This is a genomic window from Dinghuibacter silviterrae (assembly GCF_004366355.1).
GTDB classification, from domain to species: domain Bacteria; phylum Bacteroidota; class Bacteroidia; order Chitinophagales; family Chitinophagaceae; genus Dinghuibacter; species Dinghuibacter silviterrae.
Window position 1 is genome coordinate 328,776 of the sequence record NZ_SODV01000002.1, and the last position, 23,470, is coordinate 352,245.

The window sequence follows — 23,470 nt, forward strand, 5'->3', positions numbered from 1 at the left end:
GTATATGGAATATGGTATCGTTTTACCCAGTGGATTGACCAAAGGGAATATCGAATTTTACAAAAAACAGGGATACCTGATCGCACCCGATCTCCTTGGCCCACGGGATATCCAGGCCTTGAAAAAGGAAGCCGTTGAAATCTTCAAGGGCAACCGGGGACACGTGGACGGCATGACGGATGTCGAAGGGCTGCCGGACGACGAGGTGTTGAAGAAATACGTGGCGGTCCACTTCCCGCACAAACTATCTTCCGTTATACAAGGTTATTTGTCGCACCCCTTCGTCGTCGACATCCTAAGCGGAATTGTGGGGCCGAACGTGAAGTGCATGCAGTCCATGCTTTTTGTCAAAGGACCCGGCAAGGCGGGACAGGCCTGGCACCAGGACGAATTTTACATCCCGACCCGGGACAGGTCGCTGGTCGGCGCCTGGATCGCGATCGACGACGCCACCATCGGAAACGGCTGTCTCTGGATCATTCCCGGGTCGCAAAAGACGGGCGTCTTGTTTCGCCGCGTGCCCAGCGACAGCGGCGAATACGCGGATGTGGATACGGTCGACGTATCCACTTATCCAAAAGAAATGCACCTGCCGGTGGAGGTCAAAAGCGGTTCGGTCATTTTCTTCAATGGATATACACTGCATAGCTCGCTTCGGAACAAAACCGCCGATTGTTTCCGGATGGCACTCGTCAATCACTACATGAGCGCCGAATCCCTGCTTCCCTGGGACCAGGACGGCAAGCTCCCGCCCACCGAGGACTTGCGGGACATCCTCATGGTCGCCGGCACGGATCCATACAGCTGGAAAGGGATCACGGATCTGAACAAACCTTATTTAAGACCCGAAGTACTAAAAATCAAGACAACATGAAATCGATCGGTTGTATTTGCCTTGCGTTGTTCTTATGCGGATATGCACAAGGGCAGCATAGGGAATATCACGTGTCTGTCCAGGGGAATGACGCCGGCGATGGTTCCGTGAATCATCCCTTCCGGACCATCATGACAGCCGCGAACGTTGCGATGCCGGGGGACGTCATTACCGTACACGCCGGAACCTACCGCGAGCAGATCACCCCCCCGCGTGGCGGAAATTCAGACAAGGAGCGGATCGTCTACCGGGCAGCGAAAGGGGAACAGGTCATCGTAAAGGGTTCCGAGATCGTCAACGGTTGGGAAAATGCCGGTGGCGACACCTGGGTCGTCCATATCCCCAATACGTTCTTCGGGAAATTCAACCCGTATAGCGACCGGATCAGGGGTGATTGGTTCTGGCCTACACCCAAGGAAAGGGTCTACCATACGGGCGCCGTATATCTACATGGGGACTGGCTGATGGAGGCCGCGTCCAAGGATGAGGTCCTGCGACCGGAAGACGAAAAGAACCCGCTTTGGTGGGCTACCGTGGACTCCGCAACGACCACGATATGGGCGCAGTTCAAGGGCGCCGACCCCAATAAGGACACCGTGGAGATCAACGTACGACAAACCGTTTTTTATCCCGATAAACCCTTTATCAATTTCATCACGGTCAAAGGTTTTGTCATGGAGAACGCCGCCACCAATTGGGCGCCGCCGACTGCGGAGCAAATGGGGCTGATCGGCACGCATTGGAGCAGGGGGTGGATCATCGAGGACAATACCGTCCAATATTCTAAGTGCTCGGGCATTGCCTTGGGCAAATACGGCGACAATTGGGACAACAACCAAACCGAGTCCGCTGAGGGCTATGTGGGTACCATCAAACGCGCCCTTGCTTTTGGATGGAATAAGGGGACTGTCGGTGGGCACCTCGTGCAGCGCAACAAGATCGCCTATTGCGAGCAAACCGGCATCGTGGGCAGCATGGGTTGCGCCTTCAGCGTTGTCCGGGACAACGTCATCCACGACGCCCACATCCGCCGGTTGTTCACCGGGGCCGAGATGGCCGGCATAAAGTTTCACGGGGCGGTGGACGTGGTGATAGCGCATAACCGGATCTACCGGACCGACAGGGGTATCTGGCTCGACTGGATGGCGCAGGGAGCCCAGGTCAGGAATAACCTTTTCTATGACAATACAAATGAAGATATTTTTTTGGAGGTCGACCATGGCCCCGTGCTGGTCGCCAACAATATTTGTTTGTCCAAGGCCAGCCTGGTCATGAATTCGAGCGGGGCCGCGTTCGTGCATAACCTTTTTTCGGGAAACACCTGGGTCATACAATATGACAGCCGGTTGACCCCCTTTATGAAGCCGCATTCGACCTACGTGGACTCCCTCCACGACAATCCCGGGGGGGATGTGCGTTTTATCAACAATCTTTTTGTCGGGCATGGAAGTGCAAGAGAATATGATAAGTCACTGCAAGGCGCCTTCTTTTCGGGAAACGTGTATACGAAAGGGACCAATGTGCCGCTGAAGGACGATTATTATACCAAGAATTCGTCTCTCAGCCCGGCGCAACGCCTGGCGTTAAAGGATAAGAAGGAGTCCAATGCATTGGTGGCCGACGGGTTCGCAGCAGATGCCCATCTGGTAGAGGACCACGACGCGATGTACCTGGAAATCTCTCTCGATAAGGGCTGGGTCGACGGGAGTAAAAGGGACCTCGTGACTTCCGCTTTGCTGGGGAAAGCGCTTGTCCCCGGCCTGCCGTTCGAAAACCCTGATGGATCAGCAGTGCGGATCGATACCGACTACAGCGGCCGGACGAGAGTGGTGGCCAATCCTTCCCCGGGGCCTTTGGAGATTACCCGAAGCGGGCGGCAGCGCATCAGGGTATGGTGAATCGCTTGCTGATATGGATGGCTGTAGCCGTTGGTGTCGTTGACTACTCCTACGCACAAGGCCGCCCCAATATCGTCTTGATCATTTCAGACGACCACGCTTACAAGGCCATCGGTGTATACGGGAACCCGCTGGGCCGGACGCCGAATATCGATCGCATCGCCCGCGAAGGGGTGCTTTTTACCCACGCCTATGTCAACAATTCGCTTTGCGGCCCGAGCCGTGCCGCCATCCTGACCGGGAAGTACAGCCATAAGAACGGGTTTACGGACAATGAACATTCACGGTTCGATGGCAGCCAGGAAAGCTTTATTAAGGAGTTGCAAAAAAACGGTTACCTGACGGCCTGGATCGGCAAATGGCACCTGGAGACAAAACCCCGGGGCTTTGACTTTTGGGAGATCCTGCCGGGTCAGGGGAACTACTTTAACCCGGACTTCATCCTGATGGACAGCAGCAAAAAGCGTGTCGACGGCTATGCCTCCAATGTCATCGAGGATGTGGCCGAGCAATGGCTCGACAGCCGGGATACCAGTAGACCGTTCTGCCTGGTCGTAGGGCACAAGGCGACCCACCGGACCTGGATGCCGGATACCTGTGACCTGGGCAAATACGACAAGGTCACGTTCCCTCTGCCCCATGATTTCTATGATGATTATGAGGGGAGAAAGGCCGCCCAGGTTCAGGACATGACCATTGCCAGAACGATGTTGATGGGATATGACCTCAAGATGTTCGATACGCAGGATGCGGAGGACAAGGACGGTAGCTTCGCCCGGATGAACCCGGCCCAGCGTGCCCGGTATGCCGCCTATTATCAACCGGTCCAGGCTGACCTGGCAGCGCGTCACCTCAGCGGACACACGCTTACCGAATGGAAGTACCAGCATTTTATGCGGGATTATATGAGCACGGCGTTGTCCCTTGACAGGAACATCGGCCGCATGCTGGATTACCTGGACCGTCACCACCTGACGAGGAACACCATCGTCATTTATTTGTCGGACCAAGGCTTTTACCTGGGGGAACATGGCTGGTTTGACAAACGTTGGATATACGAGGAGTCGTTTAGAACGCCTATGGTCATGCGATACCCGGGTGTGGTAAAACCGAATACCCGCGATGACCGCCTGGTGATGAATGTCGATATCGGGCCAACCTTGCTGAATGCCGCCCACGTCGCTATTCCGGCCGACATGCAGGGGCAGTCGTTCCTCCCCCTTTTAAAGGATGGAAGGAGAAAAGGGCGCAAGGCAATCTATTACCACTATTACGAAAATGGCGAGCATTCCGTGTCCCCCCATTTTGGGGTCCGGACCAAACGATATGTGCTGGTCCGCTTTTACCAGAAGGTAAATGCCTGGGAATTATACGATTTGGCCAGAGACCCGAACGAAATCCACAACCTCTACGGGAAGACAGGTTTTGAGCGGACCGAAGCGCGTCTACGTAAAGTGCTTGTCCACCTATTGCATCAGTATGATGACCAGGATGCGCTGAAAATAGTGAATCAGGAACCCTAGTCAAGAAAGCGGTATTACTGGTCAAGATAGCATTTGTTTAGCCCCAGTGCCTGTTCTACTTTTATTATGTTCATACGTATGAACAACAATTGTATTGACTGTTCTGACGAATTGCTACATGTCATTATCGAAACTTCTAATCTTCACATGCTTATGAGAAGCGATTGCCAGCATGCCCCACGACGCGTGGGTAAAACTATTTTGTCGGGCTTGCGGGGGATAGCGATCCCTGCACTCCTGACCCTCCCGTTCTCGCAGACTACATTGGCGGCGAGACCCATTACACACAACATTGTCCGTCTGCCCAGACCGGTGAAAGGCCGTGTATTGGACGCTGACGGGAAACCATTGTCTGGCGCCAGCATCCTGGTGAAGGGAACCAGGCTGGGCGTCAAAACCGATCAAGACGGAGCATTCGAATTAAATGTACCGGATGACGCCAAAACGCTGGTTGTTTCTTATATCGGAAAGGAAACCGTGGAAATGGATGTCAGGGGGAAGTCTACCATATCAGTTGTTTTGAAGGATGCGGTCATGCAAGCGCAAGACGTCGTGGTAGTGGGTTACGGTACGCAAAAGAAAGAATTGCTGACGGGCTCCGTCGCTACCGTCAAGTTCAAGGATGCGGACGTGGAAGTCCCTACGACCATGACCGGCAATTTGCTCGCCGGCAGGGTTGCCGGTGTTGACGTCGGGAACATCAGCGGACTGCCCGGTCAACAAAACCCCAATATCATCATCCGTACGAACAGTTCATGGAATGCGCAGCCTGTGCTGTACGTCATTGATGGTAAAATATCGACGGGTATTGACTTCAATAACCTAAGCCCCCTGGAGATAGACAATATCGCCGTGCTGAAAGACGCTGCTACTGCAGCAGTGTATGGATCAAGGGCTGCGGGCGGGGTTATCGTGGTCACGACGAAAAAAGGGAAATCGGGTAAGCCTGTGATTACCTATTCCTACAATACAGGTATTGATACCCGGACCAAAGGGGTTTCGCTAACCAGCGCGGTGCAAGCGGGACAATTATTCAACGAATTCGACGGTACGACCTCATTCTGGAGTTGGCAGCAAGCGGATTATGACTATTTTAATAGCCATAATTTCGGTGGCGGCAAAGGTTGGGGGTACGATATGCTGAAGGATGTTTGGCGCGATCCGTCCACGATGACGCACAATCTGGGTGTTTCAGGCGGGTCGGATAATGTCAAATACTTTATCGGGGGGTCTTATGTTCGTCAGAATGGGTTCCTGAGTACAACCACGTATGATAAATATAACCTCAGGGCCAACGTCACCGCGGACATGACCAAGAATTTCCAGGTTTTTGCGGGAATGGCGTTGAATTCAAATATTACCAACAATGCCACCGGAATCGCGGGTGGAAGTACGTATGATCTTTATAGAAAACTTCTGGTATGGCAGCCTGACGAGCCGGTTTGGACTACTGGTGCCAATCCGGGCATGCCCATCAGTTATGGCTGGATCGCCAATATGGGCGCCGAGGTGAGCGGAATGGGCGGTGGGAACAATTCCAATTACCTGAAGCCTGTCATTACGCTGAGCGGTACCTATAAGGTGCCGTTCGTGCCGGGGTTGAGTGCTACAGCCAGTTTCATCAAGTCCTATACCCAAAACAGGCTGCATAGTTTTATCAAGCCATACCAGATGGCGACCGTGGCGACCGGTGCACCTTACGCCAACCACATTTGGTATACCGATTCCACCACCGGTTATGTGACTTCTCAGAACGTGCCGTCCATACAGGATGTTGTCAATTGGAGTGAGGACAGGCAGTTGAATTTCCAACTGAACTACGAAAAGACGATTGCTGACGTGCATCACTTCAAAGCATGGCTGATCTATGAGCAATACGGGACCAGTGGATCGGGTGTCAATGCGTTGATCAACGGCTTTCCTGTTACCGTGACCGATCAATGGTGGGCGGCCAGTACGAAATCCGGCACCCAGTTTGTGTCGAACAGTCCGAATTACTCGACCTATGAAAATGGTCGGAAGTCGTGGGCCGGTCAGTTCTTCTATGACTACGCCAGCAAGTACCTGGCGACATTCGCCTACCGGTATGACGGGTCGGCCAACTTTGCGCCGAATAGGCGTTGGGGCTTCTTCCCGTCCGGTTCGCTCGGATGGATCATGTCGAAGGAGCGGTTCTTCGAGCATGTAAAGGGGGTCGACCAATTGAAATTACGTGCTACGGTTGGGCTGGTCGGGAATGACAATTTGCCCGGCTTAACTGTGAACGGCGTCAAAGTGGGCAGTTGGCAGTGGCAGCAGAGCTATCAGGCCGGGAATTCGGCATATTTCGGCGCCACGCCTTCTACGAACGCGGGGATCACCTATGGGGGCGTGATCAACCCCGACCTTACCTGGGAGAAAACGTTGAACACGAATATAGGGATCGATGTGTCGTTCCTGAAGCATTATACAGCCACCATCGATGCCTATCATAACAATACGTACGATATCCTGGGGGCAAGAATTCAGACCATTCCCCCGACCTTCCCCCGGGCGCTTCCAGCGGTGAATTACGGAGCGGAAAAAAACCAAGGTCTGGAGCTTATGGTCGGATATAACGGACAGATCGGTCGTGTACGGTTCAATACGAGCGTCAATGCTTCGTACGGATACGCATGGTATACAAAGATGGATCAGAACCTCACCTATCCCTGGCAAAATCTTGTAGGCAGCGCCGGTGGCCGGCATGCCAGCTATATCCCGGGCTATCAGGTAGCGGGGATCCTCCGGACGCAGGCGGATTTGAACAATCTGGCGGCGGCTAAGCCAAACTACAATTTTTATGGCACAACGCCGGCGCTGGGCCAGTTGGTCTATAAGGACCTCAGCGGACCCTCCGGCAAACCCGACGGTGTGATCGACGACAATGACATCACGGTATTGAGAAAGGACAACAACCCGGTCGTGGTGGGTTGGCATTTCGAATCCGAATGGAAAGGATTCAGCCTGGCCTTTACGTTTGCCGGTTACTTCCACCAGATGACCGATATTTCACCCGTGGCGGGTGGCGTCGAATGGAACAGGATGTGGAGCAAGTGGGCCACGGACAGTTGGTCGCCCAGTACCCCCAATGCGTCGCTCCCCTATAAATATTCCGCAAATGACCCCAACAACCAGGTGACCTATCCCTATGAGGAATGGATTACCGCCAATCCGAACTATACGTCGAATGGTGCGGTCAGTAGTTCCTTCTGGTTGAAACATTCCAACTTTATCCGGCTTAGAAACCTGACGCTGGCCTACACCATCCCCAAATACCTATACCAAAGGTATGGGATAGACAACGTTCACCTGTTTGTCAGCGGCGCCAACCTGTTTATCATCAGCAGGTTCAATAGGAAATATTGGGATCCTGAGTCGGCCAAGGTTGCCATCGCTGCCACTGGTAGTGCATATGGGGACGGTACGGACTTTCCGATCATGCGGTCTTTCAACGGAGGCATCAGCGTATCATTTTAATCACTTTACAGCGTTATACTATGTATAGAATAAGTTCAAAATATATATTTATACTGGCGATATTGTTCGGAGGTACGGCTGTCATATCGTCTTGCAAAAAGGGGTTGGATTTCAATAATCCCGTTGCCATTACGCCCAGTGCGGTCTGGACAAATTCAACGATGATCAAGGCATTCCTCACAGATATTTATGGCGGCTCGATGCCCGGGTGGCCCCTGGGCAGCGGGAATAATTCGGATGAAGGATTTTCCGGCGTCAATAATCTGGGTGTTTATCAAAAAGGAGGAATAAATGTAGATAACACAAATGTGACGCTGAACTATACCAATATCGAAAAGTGCAACTTTCTACGGGACCAATTGACGCAGGTACCCGCGTCAGTGCTGGACCCCAGCCTGAACCAGCAATATGTGGGTGAAGCGAAGTTCTGGCGGGCATGGGCTTACTGGGGCATGGTGGCGTCGGTCGGTGGCGTGCCGTTGATATTGCATACGCAGGACTATACAAAGCCCGCCTCGCTTGCTGTCCCCAGGAACAAGACATCGGAATGCATCACGCAGATCGTTGCTGACCTGGACAGCGCGGCCATGTTGTTGCCGGGCACTTACAGCGATCCCAATGACTACGGCAGGATTACAAAGGCGGCGGCGATGGGACTGAAGGGACGGATACTCATGACGTGGGCGAGTCCGCTGTTTAATGCGACGGGCGACCCGACGCGTTGGCAGAACGCCTATACGGCCTGTCTGGCTGCTGTAAATGAAGCCACCACGGATGGCTATGGTTTGAATCCGAATTACCGTTCTATATGGTATTCCGGCCAGGGGAATCCTGAACTGATCATGGTGAACCAGTATTTTTACCCGGACCACTATATGAATTTTGCACCCATCAGGCCTATTCCCTACACGAACGGCTCAACAGGTAATGACCAGCCCTTATTGAGCATGTTGCTGGCTTACCCTAAAAGGGACGGTAGCCCTATGGAGTTTGATACGACACAATTGAGAACCAACCCGGCATATAATGCACAGTTTCTCACTGATTTCTACACCAATCGGGACGACCGTTTTTATGCAACTGTTTGGGTAGGGGGGACACCTTATCCAACGCCTGATATTGTGCCCGGTCAGACAGGGAAGGAGACCACATGGGATGTATTTCAGTGGAGCGCGACGAACAATGCCTATGTCAACATCGAGCCGCTGATCAACGGATCCGCTGCCGGCGGCGATGGTGTAGGGTTTTGTGAAAGAAAAGGCCTGGATACCCTGATGACGGCGGCCACTGTCGTGAATGGTGCGGCGGGTGCCAAGAGTTTTTGGAGCCCGATGCGCTTTGCCGAACTGCTGATGAATTATGGGGAGTGCGCCAATGAAATCGGTAAACCCAACGAGGCATTGAGTGTGCTGTATCAAATCAGGGCCAGGGCCAATGTGGCAGCGGGTCCGTCCAATAATTACGGCATTACCGCCGCCTCCCAGGCGGATATCCGTACGGCGTATATCAATGAGCGTTTTGTGGAGTTCGCGTTCGAGGGTTTTAGGCTCGCTGATTTGCGGAGGTGGAAACGGTACGATATTCTGAACAGCGAGGGTTACCGGCACGGGCTCCACGTGGCGCTCAACGTTGGCGCGCCGCTGCCATCGCCGGCGCTTACTTCCACGATCATGGATCCCACAATAAGGGCGAATTTCTCGGCAGTGTATGTGAATAGCCTGGACACCGATCCGACGGTGTTCTACAACCTGGATTTGCACCACTGGTTTTGGGCGCTCAGTCCTTCACAGATCTCGCTGGAGCCTTCAAATCTTCCACAAAATAATGAATGGGGTGGTACCTTTGACCCCTTGCAATAGCAATAAATCATGAACATAGACCGGTACATATTGGGAACAGCAGCGCTTGGCGGTGTATATGGACCGGTCGATCCAGGGACGTCCGTCCGGACCATCCTGCAAGCCCTGGAGAAAGGTATTCCGGCGGTCGATACGGCCCCGGCCTATGGAGATGCCGAAATTTTTCTGGGTAAGGCACTGAAAGAATGGAGCGGATCAAAACCCTCTGTAAGCACAAAAGTAGGAAGGCTCAGGTCGTATGCCAGCCATGAAGGCCTCTACGACTTTAGTTCGGAAACTATGGAAAGGAGCGTAGGCGAAAGCCTCACGCTCCTTGGCCTTCCGAAGCTGGATGTCTTGTTCCTCCACGATCCCTGGGCGATACCTCCGGGCGAGCTGGACATGGTGATCGACCAGATGCAGTTGTTCAGGCAAAAAGGATATACGGACCGGATCGGTGTGGGGGGAAATCCCCCTTCCACGCTCCGGCCATACATCGACCGGCGCGTCTTTGACGTCGTCATGGAGTTCGGCAGGCTGACAGCTATTTGCCAGGACGCCCTGACCGACAGCATACCGAAATACGCATCCCTGGGTATCCAATCCTATATGGCAAGCCCGTTACAGTTAGGGCTATTGGGCAGACGGTTTGATGAATTCACCGTCGCGACACCGTCCTGGCTGGATCCTGTATTCGTTCGACGGGCGACAGCCGTGCAGGCCGTGGCCTCCAGCTATGGGCTCACGCTTTCTTCCCTTGCACACCGGTATGTTTTTTTCGCCCCGGTCGATATAAAAGTAGTCATCGGACCCTCCAAACCCGATGAGCTGGGGGAATCCATAAAGGATATCCTATCGGGCCCCTTACCCAAAGAAGTCATTGAACAGATACGGTTAATTTCAGAAAATGAATGTTAAATGAACCAGACCAGCTTTAACCTAGACCCGATCGGAGAAGAGATATTCAATATCGAAAAGATACACATCCGGATCCTTGAGGACGTACCCGCCGTTACGCCTTTCCAGGATTCATCCATGGGACCCTTCCGCACGTTCAATTTGTCCATACTGACTCTTGAAGACGAAGAGGGTAATATCGGGGAAGGGCCGGTGATGGGGAGTTATGCGCACGTATTGCAGCAATGTATTTTCCCCCACCTGTTGCACAACCGTGGGGTGCGGTACAACACGCTCTACCCCCGGCTTTATTGGTCCATCCGCAATGAGGGCTTCCGGGGACCCGCCTCGTCGCTCCTCGGCCAGGTCGATCTGGCGTTGCACGACCTGGCGTGCCGCCGCCGGGGCATTTCCTTGCAGCGGTACCTGTACGGTACGCGCGATTTTGCAAAGGCGTATGGCAGCGGCGCGGGTACGAACTATTCTTATGCCGAGCTGGAAAAGGAAATGGGGTACTTCATGGATAAGGGGTTCTCCTGTGTAAAGATGAAAGTCGGCAAGCACTTCGGGAGTAACATCAAAGAGGACGTTGAACGGGTAAGGTTTGTGCGGAATCTTATCGGCAAAGACGTTCGCCTGGCGGTGGACGCCAACCAGATCTGGACGGTGCCGGAAGCCCTGGCGTTTCTGAGCAAGGTGGAAGACCAGGACATTGCGTGGTTCGAGGAGCCGGTTCATTCGGCCGCCCTTTCGGACATCGCCCGCCTGTCCGCAGTGTCACCGGTCAGCCTTTCCTTCGGAGAGTCCGAAAAATCCAGCAGGGTTTTTCCCGAGCTGGCAAAGGCGGGGGTGACCCATCTGCAGCCTTCGCCTACGCACCTCGCGGGTGTCCGTGAGTGGATGGAGGTCCGGGATCTCGCGGAAAAATCCGGGTTGACGTTTAGTTCCGGCGGCTATTCCCTGTATACCGCGGCGTTGGTTGCAACCGCCTCGGAAGAGGCCATGGTGGAATACCTGTATCCCCTGATGAACGGCCTATGTGAATACTTCTCGGAATATCCTATTTTGGAAAAAGGGCGTTTTGTCTTACCTGATAGTACGGGTATTCCCATTAGGATTGACTGGGACCGCCTGCAACGGAAGAATAAAATCCTGACACACAAAACCTGGACCGTGTCCGAAGTCGGCCGGTATACTCCTCTTGTCGTGTCTTAAATGTGGTGATGGAATGAACGTATCGCTTGCTATAGGAGATTATGCCGTTTTGTTTCTATACCTGGCCGGCCTGCTTTTTGTCGGTTTCTTCCTGGATAGGAAAATGGGGAAGGGGAGCGACCTTTTTCTCGGTGGCCGGTCCTTGAAGTGGTGGCAGATCGGATTTTCCATGTTTAGCGCCAATGCCGGACCGACCATGCTGATCGGTTTTGCCGGCATCGGCTTTTCAGAAGGGATGGTGGGGAGCAATTTCGAATGGCTGGCCTGGATCTTTATCCTGCTGCTCGCGGTTGTTTTCATACCGCTTTACCGGTCCACCGGTATTTCCACGATGCCCCAGTTCCTTATGGTCCGCTATGGGAATAAAGCCTACAAGTTCCTCACTTTCTATAGCCTGGTCTCCATACTTGTCGTATGGCTCGCCAGTGCGTTGTACGCCGGCGGCCTGTTGATTTCGCAGATGTTCGGCTGGGGGTTGATCCGGTCTATGGTCAGCGTCGCCATCGTCGCCACCAGCTTTACCACCCTGGGTGGCCTGAAGGCCGTGATGCGGACCGGCATTTTCCAATCCTCCGTCATCCTGTTGTCCTCCGGCTTGTTGTTGTTCTTTGCCCTCCGGAAGGCAGGCGGTATTCACCAGGCGATATCTGTGATTCCCCATCATTACCTGCAGCTCCTCCGGCCGGCGTCGTCGCCTTCGTATTCCTGGATTTCGGTCCTGGTGGGTTATCCCGTGGTCGCCATTTATTATTGGTGCGCAGACCAGACGATTGTCCAAAAGGTGCTGGCCGGTAAAAACGTACGCGAAGGACAATATGGGGCGCTCTTCCTCGCAGGACTGAAGATCCTGATGCCCTGCCTGTTTGTATTTCCGGGTATCCTGTGCTTCCTGCTGTTCAGGGACCAGGCGACCCCCGATACCGCCTACATGGTGCTGGTCAAGCACCTGATGCCGACCGGTTTGCTCGGACTGAGCATGGCCGCGCTGATCGCCGCGCTGATCGATACGGTGTCTTCGGGCTTGAATTCATTTAGCACTGTATTCACCCTGGACGTTGTCGGAAGGCTCCGGACGATGGATGAGCGTCAGAGCCGGCTGGCCGGCCGGGTGATTACGGTGATCGCTGCTGTACTGGCGCTTTTGATCGCCGTCCTGTTTTCCTACTCCGGGAAGGGGTTTTTCGAACTGACCCAGGGTCTCGTGTCCATCCTGGCGCCCCCCCTGTCTGTTGTTTTCCTGGCCGGCGCCCTTTGGAAAAAAGCGAACCATATCGCCGCGGAATGGGTTTTGTACGGGGGCGGTCTTGTCTGCCTGGTTATTGGAGCCTGTTACGTTCTTAATTACCCGGGCCCGCATTTCTGGCCGGGTTTCCTCATGCTTTCTTTTTACCTTTTTGTGGGTCTTTTAGCGGCGATGATCGTTATTTCCCTGGCGACGACACCCCGGATAGGTTCGGTTCTACCCTCCCTGTCCGACACATACGCCCGTTACGCCGTTCGATCCCAAAGGGTTTGGGTGGCATGGGGCTTATTGGGAATTATCATGATCTTTATATATGCGTTTTTCGAGTAAATACCTGGCCATCCTGTTGCTGTTCGCCTCGTGCCGGCATCCGGTATCCACCGCCACCCGGGACGTGGTGATGGTGGTCAATCTCGTGGACGACTCCACGAAGGTCAGCCAATACCTGGCGTATCACCAAAAGGTTTGGCCGGAGGTGGAAGCCGGGTTCCGGAAAGCGGGGTACAAAGACATCCGCCTGTACCGGTATAACCGGACGCTAGTGATGATCGTTACCGTGCCTGCGAACGCCGATCTTGGCGAAATGGGACGGGTGGCCGAATCGTATGATCCTAAATGCAGGGAATGGAACCGGATGATGGATGCTTTCCAGGTCGGGGTGCCTGGGACGGCGCCGGGGCAGAAGTGGGCCCAGGCAGACCTCTTTTACCGGTTCACGGGAGATACTACTCGTATTGCTTTACAAAATCCCGCGGAGACAACCCCTTGACCTCCCGGAAATGTTTGTTGAAGTTGGAGATATTATTGTAACCGCTTTGGTAACAGGCTTCTGTTACATTGTGTTTCCCTTCGAGCAGGAGCTTTGCAGCGTGACCAATCCGGAGCTCTTTGAGGAAGTCGGTAAGCGTCCGGTTGGTCTTTCGCTTGAATAGACGGCAAAAGGCCGCGGTCGACATGGGGATGAGATCGGCGATTTCCTGCAAGCTGATCTCTTCCTTGAAATGGGCAAAAATATAATCGAAGACGATGTTGATCCTTTTGGATTCTGCCGACGTCTCGATCGCATTATAATAGGGGGAAGAAAGCACCCGGTAAGTGGAGGATCGCGCCAGGATGTCCAATAGCCGGATCATCAATGAAACCCTTGCCAGCCCGGATTCGAACAGCATTTGTTGGATGATCATCTTGGCATGCTGCAACGTGTCTCCTGTAAACAGGAGGCCTTTGGCCGCCTTGTCGAAAAGCTCGTTCAATCCTTTTGCTTCCGGTTTGTCGAGCAGTTCCTTGCCCATGAAGTCAGGGAAAAAGTGTATGATGGCCGCGTGCGGCTGCAGGGTCGGATCGACTGTTTTATAGTACTGCCAGCAATGGGGAAGATAACTGCCCATCAATACCAGTTCGGTACCCTCGAAGTCTTCGATATGGTCCCCGATAAATCGTTTGCCGCTGCAATTTTCGATGAGCGCGATTTCGAAATTGACATGCGATTTCAGGGAGGTATATTTCTTGATCTCCAGCAGTTCCGACCGGATCGTAAACGATTGATCCGGATGGAACGTGAAATTCTCGTAGATATACTGCATGTTAGTCTCGGTTACGATATAAAGTTAATCGTTTTTTAAGTTCAAATATGAAGCTTGTCATCAATCATCAAAGCAAGATCCCGCTGCACGTACAGGTGGAGGAGTTGCTCAGGAAACTGATCGCGTCGCCGGAATTCAAGAACGGTAATTTCCTGCCGAAAGAGGTCGAGCTTGCCAACCGGTTGGGTGTTTCCAGGAGCACGATCCGGCAGGCTGCCGGCAAGCTTGAAAACGAGGGCCTCCTGGCCAGGAAAAGAGGTCTCGGCACCACTGTCGCCCAACCGGCCTTATCGACGGGGCTCGACCACTGGTACAGCTTTGCCGAAGAAATGCTTCAACACGGCGTGGCTGTGGCCAATTTAGACATGAAAGCAGAGAAGGTGAAGGCGGACGAAAAGGTGGCCCGTTTTTTCAACGTGCCGCTCCACCGGAATGTGGTGAAACTGACCCGTCTCCGGGGAACCGAAGGGGAGCCGTTCGTGTATTTCGAAAGCTATTTCCATCCGCGGATCGGGATGACGGGCAAAGAAGATTTTACCGGTCCGTTATACCGTATGATGGAAGACGCTTTCGGGGTCGTCGTCGTCCGGTCGAACGAGCATATCAGCGCCCGCCTGGCGGGGCCGATGGCCAAAAGGTTGAAGATCGATCCCCGGGCGGTCATTCTTTTAAGGGAACGGTTTGTCTACGATTCCGGGGACCGGCCCATCGAATATAATATCGGTTACTACCGGGCAGACAGGTTTACCTACGCGATCACTATCCCCTTCTCCTCAAAAAACCGATAAATAGCAGTCTTCACTTCCGCCGCCGTAGCCCCTTCTTTATTGAAGTCGACGATCCAGAAGAAAATCCTCAGCTCGACGGTCTTTGTATTCACGGCATTCAGGGAAACCTCGGGCGCTCTTTGCTGGAGCACGTTGTGGTTTTCCTGTATCAGTTTCCGGATGCCGTCGAGGTCGATGGCGTCGGCGTTCTCGGGTTTGTCCATCGTGAATGACAGGGCTACCCGGGCGTGGTTGTTGCTGAGGGTCCAGTTCACGATGTTGTGGGAGAGGACATCTCCGGTGGGGATGATGACTTCGGCCCCGTCTTCGGTCAGGAGGGTGATGGCCCGGATGCCGATTTCCTTGACCCGTCCGCGTTTGTCGCCGATGTCGACGGTGTCGCCTATGCGCAGCGGGCGGTCGAAGATGAGGATGATCCCGGATACGAAGTTGTTGACGATGTTTTGCAGGCCCAGGCCGACACCGACGCCGAGGGCGCCGAGTATGACGGTGATCCTGTCTACGGCGAGGCCGGAGGCGGCGACCGCCAGCAAGAAACCGACGATGAGGAGAATGAGCCTGGTCACCATCAAACGGGAACGTTGTCCCTTGTCATCGAATGCCGCGTCATCGCCTGTATCGCCAAAGAAGTAGGATATGTATTTCTGGAGGAAGTTGGCGGCCCAGATAATACCCATAAACAGCAGGATGCCGCCGATGGAAAAATTGAAATTGCCGACTTTTCTTACTTTGGTAAAGAACTCTACGAGCACATCATTAAGGGCGTCGAAGAGGTTCAGGTTGATGGTAAATACAATCAGCCAGATAATTACGGCGACAATCATGGAAAAGCGGCGTACCGATTTCGATACGGAGGAAACTTCGAAGGCTTCGGGGTATCGTTTCCGGAGGCGGCTTGTCTGGACCTGCAACAGGAATGATTCTACCACCACCTGTGTGAAAATGGTCAGGCTGACGATTTGGGCGAAGGCATAAGCGGCGGTGTAACCGAATATCTGGGACAGGGTCACCCGGCTGGTCAGGTTGCAGATGACGGCGAGTAGGTTCAGCAGTAAATACAGACCGACGGCAAACGTGGTCCACTTGCCGAATGTCTTTTTCAGGTGTGTGATATAGTATACCCCCAGCAGGAGGGCGGCCGAGTTGATCAGCAGGGTGGCCCATCGCTGTATCTGGGTAGAAGGCAGGAGGATGCGTGTGACAGGGAGCAGCAGGAAGAGCACCACGAAGATCACCCAGCCGAATAAGGTTTGGGCGGGGACCTTTTTTTTGCGGAGCATAAAGGTCACGACGATCATGCTTAGCAACTGGACGGATTCGATATAGATCGCCGGAGCATGCATGTCGTAAAAGGGCGCGAGGCTGAGCATGAAGATCAACGTGGCGCCCACGGGTATCGGACCCAGGTTGGAAAGACCGAGCTTGCCCACCACATCCAGTTTGTGGAGCCGTTTGAGCGTCCTGAAATTACCGGCCACCCAGAGAAAGAAGACGAGGCCCATGATCAACAGCCAGGACCGGTTGCTCCGGGTATTCGTGAAATAAAACTTGGTCATGGCTCGTTCTTCACCGATCGACTCCTTATAGTCGTCGGCCGAGAGCCTTTGCCGCCGGGTGCCTTCCTCCCATAAAAAGGGTTGCTCTTTGGCAAAGGCCCGTGTGCCGACAGCCTTCAATTCCAGATCAACCTTCGCAATGAGTTCGCCGATCAACATGGAGTGGGCGGATGCCTGCGACTTTAGTGTATTGATGATCCTGCCGTCTTCCGTCACCAGACTGTCGATCTCCCGCCATTTTTCTTTTAGGAGTTGTAGTTGGGGTTGAAACGCATTTCTTAATGAAGAATCCCTGAATATCGCCCGCATCAACGTGTCTTTCCGGAGGTCGCTGATGTTGTTCCGTACCTCTTCGAGGGTGGAGTCGCATTGGTCGAGGTAGTCGGAATAGTCATCTGTATTCTTGTCCAGGACATCGAGCAGCGTATTGATCATCTGAAGGTTCCGCACGTTGAACGTGCGGTCGTTCTGGGACATCCTTGTGTTGACGACCTCCAGGGCGGAGTCGTCCAGGTCAAGGCTTTTGCCGATGGAGGGCAGCCTGTCGAAAGAACTGATGTCGCTGGGTATATCGGTCATAGTCTGATAGACGTTACCAAGCGCCCGCGCATAGTCTCCGGTGGTGGGGACTTTTATATCGGAAAAAAAAGTAGAATCGAACTTCCTTCTCTCCCGGCGGATGGTGTCCCGGAAGTATTCCAGCCTCTTTTTTTCGGTTTTGGCGGGCTTTCCGGGGGTCTGATGCGCCAGATGACCCGCTGTATCCGGGACAGGGTGGTGACTCGTGTCCTGGGCCTGAATCATCCAGGTGTAGCAAAGCAGACAGGCGAGGAGGGCGAAGTGTTTGGCCATGCTGCGAAGCTATTAAAAAAATCTTTATTTCAATTTCCCCTTCCTGTTCGGGGTGATTCATATTTTTTGATCATTTCTTTTATTTCCCGAAGCTCCTGCGGGGACGTGTTTCCGTTGCCGAGCAGTTGCTGCACCAGTTTGCTGGCCGAACCTTTATAGGTCGTGTCCACAAATATATCCAGCAGGCGGGCCTTGATTTTTTGTTCATCCACCGTGGCGCTGTAGATGTGTTTCATCTGGCTTTCATCGCGGCTGAGCATACCCTTATCCGCCATGAGCTGCATTTGTTTGAGGGTGGTCGTGTAGTTCACTTCTCTTTGCTTCACCAATTCGCTATTGACTGCGCGGACAGTGGAGGGGCCTTTGTCCCACAGGACTTGTAGTATTTCCAACTCGGATTTGGAGGGTACATGCATCTTTACTCATTTAAAAATGTCATCCGGAAGGTTGGTATTTGCGGCGACGGTAGTGACCTTATAAGTGAGCGTATTACCCCCTCTAATATCGCGCTGGGTAAAGGGGATTTTTACACCGGTGCCACTAGTGCGGTAGTCGCTAAAAGCCAAATGCGTATAATTAGGCCTGTCAGCATATTGAAGGACCTTGAAGCCCGTCTGCCGATCGTAGAAATATTTTACCTTAAGGCCGTCTGGCTGGCTTACCGTGATGAGGTAGGTCAGCGCCCCGTCAATGATGTGGTACTGACTGTCAAGCTCCATCGTGTAACCCGCCTGACCGAAATTCAGCTCGGGGAACAATTTGTAACGTGCTTTGGCCCCTGCATTTTCCTGCGTGCCGGTGATGCGTTGCGTTCTGCCCTGTTGTACGACTGTAAGGGTATCCGCGTTGATAGCGACGTGCGAGACCACGGTATTGGATCTGGAGACCTCCTGCAGGAATTTATCCGGCATTTTGTACTGGTTTACCTTTGTGAAGACGATGCCCTGCAAGGTATCCACCAGCGTCATGGTAAGATCTTTGATCGATTTTACCCTGTCTTCGCCGCCAATGGCATCAAAATAGGATTTGATCACCGACCCGGCAGTAACGCTTGAATCCATTGCGATGCCGCTCAGGGCATTGTTATCGGGATTTACGTCCGGCAAGGTACGATCGGGATTGACCGTCGCATAAACGATTTTCGAGGTCGTTCTACAGGCCAATATCCATTTATTGCCGCGCTGCCATATTTCGGCGGGCAGTTGTTTACGGGATACTTTGCCGTTTTCCTCTTTAACTTCGACCGTAACCGGCAGTGCCATCTCTTCATTGTTCGTAAGGGTGATCAGTGAGCCCTTTGATGGGTCATTGTCTTTATAGGCGATCGATTTGACGGCCTGGTCATCCTTCCAGGTGGTCAGGAACCATTCGTTCCAAAACCAGCTCAGGTCTTCGCCCGCCGCATTATCCATGGAGTGGAAGAAATCCCATGGGGTGGGGTGTTTAAAAGCCCAGCGTTTGATGTACGTACGGAAAGCAAAATCGAAACGCTCCCTGCCCAGGATCTCTTCACGCAGTATGTTCAGTCCCAGTGCCGGTTTCGAATAGGCTGCGCCGCCCAGGTTTTCCGGCTGGATCACATCGGGTACGTTCATAATGGCATCCATATTGTCCGCAAAAAGACCAGGGGCATCCTTCTCGGCATCGTGTGGCTGGTCATACTCCCCCTTATTAAATACCTTGGTATCTACGCCATTGATGAAGGTATTAAAGCCTTCGTCCATCCAGGCGTATTTACGCTCGTTCGATCCCACGATCATCGGGAACCAGTTGTGGCCGAATTCGTGATTGGTCACATCCCACAAATTGTCGCTTTTGCTTGGCCAACCGCAGAACACGATACCCGGGTATTCCATACCCTCTACGATACCGGCCACGTTGGTGGCCACCGGATAGGTATAAGCAAACCACTCCTGCGAATAAAGCTCGATACAGCCCTTGACGTATTCGGTGCTGCGGCTCCAGGCATCCTGCCCCTTGCTTTCGATGGGGTAAACCGACTGTGCCAGGGCCTTTTTGCCGCCCGGCAAATTGATCCTTGCCGCATCCCACAAAAACGCCTTGGATGCCGCCCAAGACACGTCGCGTGCATTTTTGCAGAAGAAGTGCCAGGTCAGATTGGGTTTCAGGGGATGTTCTTTCAGATCGGCGGAATCCCTGATCATGATCGTCTTATCGCTGCTTCTGGCTGTTGCCAGGCGGGCCATGATTTTAGGGGTCAGCACCTCGGCCGGGTTCAATAACTCGCCGGAACCAACTACCAACAGGTCGGACGGCGCGGTGATGGTATAATCAAAGTCGCCGTATTCGAGGTAAAACTCCGATGCTCCCAGGTAAGGGATCACGTTCCAGCCCGTAACGTCGTCATACACCTCCATACGCGGATACCATTGAGCCAGTTCATAGATCCAGCCGTCCTTTGCCGCCATACGGCCCATCCGGTCTGTGCCATATCCGGGTATATCGAAGGCATACGTTATCTTGATCTGTATTCGGCCACCGAAGTTTTTCAGGGCTTCTTTCAGCTTGATCTCCATACGGGTATCGGATACTATATAATCGGCTTTCTCTGATTTCCCGTCGCCGGTAATATAGACGCTTTCGATTTCGTCGCCCTTGGTAAAGGTTTTATTATCAAAGCGGCCTCCTTCCACCGGGCTGGTTGCTTCGCTGCGCGAATCTTCCCTAAAGATGTTTTGATCAAGCTGTAACCAAAGGAAGTCCAGGGCATCCGGACTGTTGTTGGTATAGTTGATCACCGTGGTACCGCTGAGACGGTGCCTGGTGGTATCCAGGGTTGCATTCAAGGTATAATCTGCGCGATTTTGCCAGTATTTGATACCCGGCGCACCGGAACCGGTCCGGTACTCGTTCCCTTGTTGTCCTTTATAAAACAAAGGGTCGAATACCTTGTGCTGATCATACTTTTGCGCCATAGATGTGAAAAAGCCGCCGCTTAGGCAAAGCGATAAGATTATTTTATTCATCAGGTACAAGGTAGAATTTAAATCGTACGATTCAAATATTATGTATAATTATTTTACCTTCAGCCCCTTTATATGTTCATACATTCAGACAAATTAACGCTTGGCGTAGACATAGGCGGTTCTCATGTGACCGCTGCCTGGGTGAACATCACCCGGGGATCCGTACTCGAAGACACGTTATGTACCAGCCCCATCGACCCCGGCGGAAGCCCCCGGGAAGTTGTCCGGGGATGGGCCGGTACGATCAGGGCTGCCCTGGAAAAGCGCCCGGGATGCTGCCCCCTGGGCATCGGGATCGCCATGCCCGGTCCCTTCGATTATGACCGGGGGGTGTCTCTTATTGACGGTGTGCACAAATTCGAGCGGCTTATGGGGCTTGACATCCGCCTGGCCTTGAAAGACGAGTTGGAGACAGACCTACCCTTCGTCTTCAGGAACGACGCCGCCTGCTTTGGCGTAGGCGAAAGCCTCACCGGGAAAGGCGCCGGCTTCCGCCGCGTCATCGCCCTGACCTTGGGCACCGGCCTCGGGAGCGCTTTTGTCCTGGACGGGCAGGTTTGCAGCGAGGGCCCCGGTGTACCCACCGATGGTTTTCTTTACGCCGTTCCCTTCCGGGATGGTATCGCCGAGGACTATGTCTCTTCCCGCTGGCTTGTCTCAGCTTACGCTGCCCGGACCGGCCGGCGTGTCGCGGATGTCCGGGAACTGGCTGCCCTGGGTGACCGGGATGCCCTGGAGGTCTTCGGCGATTTCGGACGCCAGCTTGCGGAAGTCGTGGCCCCCTGGATCCGGGACTTCGATGCCGACTGCCTGGTGATCGGAGGGAGCATCCGTAAGGCGGCACCCCTTTTCCTACCGTCCCTGGAGGCTGGTCTACACCTACCCATCCACCTTTCGGACCAGATGGAGCGGGCGGCGTTGGTGGGCGCGGCGGCGCTCCTGCAGCAAGGAAGGGCGCTCACCGTCGCCCCCTGGCGCAAAACCCTGCAACCATTGCTTCCGTTCCATGCCAACGCCCCTGTCTCCGGCGCGTATGACCTATATCCTTTCCACCACCTGGAGGGCGGCACCATCGCCGGGGGCTTTGATTCCCTGGCCGCCTGGATGGCCTCTCACAGAAAGGTCCTCGTCGACGGATACGCCGGCCAGGACTGGGATGTCTTCAAAGCCCATCTGGGCGCAGCCTTCCGGGCGCTTGGGAAAAAAGTGGCGTGGTACGAGACGAGGTCTTTTCAAAAGCCGGAAAAGGATGTCCTTGCGATGACGGCGCCCTTTATGGGAGAACCGGGTTCCGTATGGGGCCGGATCACCCATCTCGCGCTGGAGGACTTTTATCAAATGGATATCCTCCGCAAGGTGCGTGCGGAGGAAGAGGGCTACGACCTATCGGTCTGCCTGGGCATAGGAGCGGCCCTGGTTTCCTGGGACGCGCCCGTGGTGTACGTCGACCTTCCTAAAAACGAGATCCAATACCGGATGCGCGCGGGTAGCACGGTCAACCTTGGACTGTCCACTCCAGGTGAGTACAAGCGCTATTATTTCGTGGACTGGGTCGTGCTGAACCGGCACCGGGCACGGATCAAAGACCGGATCGCCGTCGTTGCCGACGGGCAATGGAGGGACGACATCACCTGGACGACCGGTGAGGCCATCCGTGAAAGCCTCCGGCAAATGACGACCACACCTTTACGGGTGCGCCCCTGGTTCGAAGCCGGGGCCTGGGGAGGCCAGTGGCTAAAGGCGCACGTCCCTGAACTGCCACAGGAAGAGGTGAACTATGCCTGGTCCTTCGAGCTTATCGTGCCTGAAAACGGGCTCGTCTTTGAAAGCGCGGGATACCTTTTGGAAATTGCCTTCGACTGGCTCATGGAGCAGGAAAGTGCATCCGTCCTGGGCCGGGATGCGGAGCGGTTCGGGACCGAATTTCCCATCCGGTTCGACTTCCTGGACACGTTTGATGGGGGGAACCTGTCCATCCAATGCCATCCTTCGCTTTCCTATATACAAGAGCAGTTCGGAGAACGGATTACCCAGGACGAAACCTATTATATCCTTGACTGTACCCCGGACGCCGGCGTGTACCTGGGTTTTCAGGAAGACATCGACCCCGGGTCCTTCAGGGAGGTCCTCGAAACAAGCAACGACACCGGGACGGAGGTCGATATCGAACGCTACGTCCAACGGCACCCCGCCCACCGGCACGACCTTTTCCTGATCCCCAACGGCACGATCCACAGCTCGGGGAAGAACAACCTCGTCCTGGAGATCAGCGCCACCCCCTATATCTACACGTTCAAAATGTACGACTGGCTGAGGTTGGACCTTGACGGCAAGCCCCGGCCCATCAACATTGCCCACGCCTTCCAAAACCTACACTTCGAACGGAAAGGAGACAAGGTGCGGCAGGAATTGTTGTCCCGCCCTTTGGTGCTGGAGGAACGGGAAGACTACCGGTTGGTGCACCTGCCCACCCATCCCGATCACTTCTATGATGTGCATCGACTGGAGTTCTGCAAAGAGATCACGATAACCACCGGCAACCAGTGCCACGTCCTGATGCTGGTCGAAGGAAACGCCCTTTGGGTATGGACTCCCATGGGAGAAAAGAAACGCTTCCATTTTGCGGAAACCTTTGTCCTCCCTGCGGCAGCCGGAAGTTATATGCTTCAGGCGGAAGGAGATGCCCCGATAAAAGTGGTGAAGGCATTTATCAAATAA

General features: G+C 53.9%; 15 protein-coding genes. 11 read left to right on the forward strand and 4 right to left on the reverse strand.

Annotated elements, in window-relative coordinates; translation table 11 throughout:
- Window positions 1-4: 4 nt before the first annotated feature.
- The 9 genes from EDB95_RS18500 to EDB95_RS18540 all read left to right on the forward strand — a co-directional run bounded on the left by EDB95_RS18500 (window position 5) and on the right by EDB95_RS18540 (window position 13,755).
- On the forward strand, window positions 5-874 hold the full coding sequence (locus tag EDB95_RS18500; RefSeq protein ID WP_133995722.1) for a phytanoyl-CoA dioxygenase family protein: 870 nt from the start codon (window positions 5-7) through the stop codon (window positions 872-874).
- On the forward strand, window positions 871-2,772 hold the full coding sequence (locus tag EDB95_RS18505) for a right-handed parallel beta-helix repeat-containing protein (protein ID WP_133995724.1): 1,902 nt from the start codon (window positions 871-873) through the stop codon (window positions 2,770-2,772). The genes EDB95_RS18500 and EDB95_RS18505 overlap by 4 nt, the downstream gene beginning before the upstream one ends.
- Before the next feature lie 17 nt (window positions 2,773-2,789).
- Window positions 2,790-4,295 carry a sulfatase family protein gene (locus tag EDB95_RS18510; RefSeq protein WP_246073740.1) on the forward strand — a complete coding sequence of 502 codons (1,506 nt, stop codon included), beginning with the start codon at window positions 2,790-2,792 and terminating at the stop codon, window positions 4,293-4,295.
- A 153-nt stretch (window positions 4,296-4,448) separates the two neighbouring features.
- A complete protein-coding gene (locus tag EDB95_RS18515) occupies window positions 4,449-7,793 on the forward strand; it encodes a SusC/RagA family TonB-linked outer membrane protein (protein ID WP_162852679.1) in 3,345 nt (1,114 codons plus the stop codon).
- A gap of 161 nt (window positions 7,794-7,954) precedes the next feature.
- Window positions 7,955-9,652 carry a RagB/SusD family nutrient uptake outer membrane protein gene (locus tag EDB95_RS18520; protein WP_162852680.1) on the forward strand — a complete coding sequence of 566 codons (1,698 nt, stop codon included), beginning with the start codon at window positions 7,955-7,957 and terminating at the stop codon, window positions 9,650-9,652.
- A gap of 9 nt (window positions 9,653-9,661) precedes the next feature.
- Window positions 9,662-10,549 (forward strand): aldo/keto reductase, encoded by an 888-nt coding sequence (locus tag EDB95_RS18525; RefSeq protein ID WP_133995731.1) that lies wholly within the window; start codon window positions 9,662-9,664, stop codon window positions 10,547-10,549.
- Entirely contained in the window at window positions 10,550-11,743 is a 1,194-nt protein-coding gene (locus EDB95_RS18530; protein WP_133995733.1) for a mandelate racemase/muconate lactonizing enzyme family protein, read from the forward strand.
- Between the two features lie 13 nt (window positions 11,744-11,756).
- Window positions 11,757-13,316 (forward strand): sodium:solute symporter family transporter, encoded by a 1,560-nt coding sequence (locus tag EDB95_RS18535; protein WP_133995735.1) that lies wholly within the window; start codon window positions 11,757-11,759, stop codon window positions 13,314-13,316.
- Window positions 13,300-13,755, forward strand: a complete 456-nt coding sequence (locus EDB95_RS18540) for an L-rhamnose mutarotase (RefSeq protein ID WP_133995737.1) — start codon at window positions 13,300-13,302, stop codon at window positions 13,753-13,755. Before EDB95_RS18535 ends, EDB95_RS18540 begins: the two co-directional genes overlap by 17 nt.
- Here EDB95_RS18540 and EDB95_RS18545 read toward each other — a convergent pair.
- Complete coding sequence (locus EDB95_RS18545; RefSeq protein WP_133995739.1) at window positions 13,712-14,569, reverse strand: AraC family transcriptional regulator; 858 nt, start codon at window positions 14,567-14,569, stop codon at window positions 13,712-13,714. The genes EDB95_RS18540 and EDB95_RS18545 overlap by 44 nt on opposite strands.
- 47 nt (window positions 14,570-14,616) lie before the next feature.
- On the opposite strand from EDB95_RS18545, the gene EDB95_RS18550 reads away from it, so the two are divergent.
- Window positions 14,617-15,357: a GntR family transcriptional regulator gene (locus EDB95_RS18550; RefSeq protein WP_133995741.1), complete on the forward strand. Its 741-nt coding sequence runs from the start codon at window positions 14,617-14,619 to the stop codon at window positions 15,355-15,357.
- On the opposite strand, the gene EDB95_RS18555 is transcribed toward EDB95_RS18550, so the two are convergent.
- The 3 genes from EDB95_RS18555 to EDB95_RS18565 are packed head-to-tail and all read right to left on the reverse strand — an operon-like array spanning window position 15,318 to window position 20,752.
- Window positions 15,318-17,765, reverse strand: a complete 2,448-nt coding sequence (locus tag EDB95_RS18555; RefSeq protein ID WP_133995743.1) for a mechanosensitive ion channel family protein — start codon at window positions 17,763-17,765, stop codon at window positions 15,318-15,320. The two genes, EDB95_RS18550 and EDB95_RS18555, sit on opposite strands and share 40 nt — an antisense overlap.
- 29 nt (window positions 17,766-17,794) lie before the next feature.
- Window positions 17,795-18,181 carry a BlaI/MecI/CopY family transcriptional regulator gene (locus tag EDB95_RS18560; protein ID WP_133995744.1) on the reverse strand — a complete coding sequence of 129 codons (387 nt, stop codon included), beginning with the start codon at window positions 18,179-18,181 and terminating at the stop codon, window positions 17,795-17,797.
- A gap of 6 nt (window positions 18,182-18,187) precedes the next feature.
- Window positions 18,188-20,752, reverse strand: a complete 2,565-nt coding sequence (locus EDB95_RS18565; RefSeq protein ID WP_162852681.1) for a M1 family metallopeptidase — start codon at window positions 20,750-20,752, stop codon at window positions 18,188-18,190.
- A gap of 72 nt (window positions 20,753-20,824) precedes the next feature.
- Between EDB95_RS18565 and EDB95_RS18570 the strand changes: the two genes are divergently transcribed.
- Window positions 20,825-23,470, forward strand: a complete 2,646-nt coding sequence (locus EDB95_RS18570) for an ROK family protein (RefSeq protein ID WP_133995746.1) — start codon at window positions 20,825-20,827, stop codon at window positions 23,468-23,470.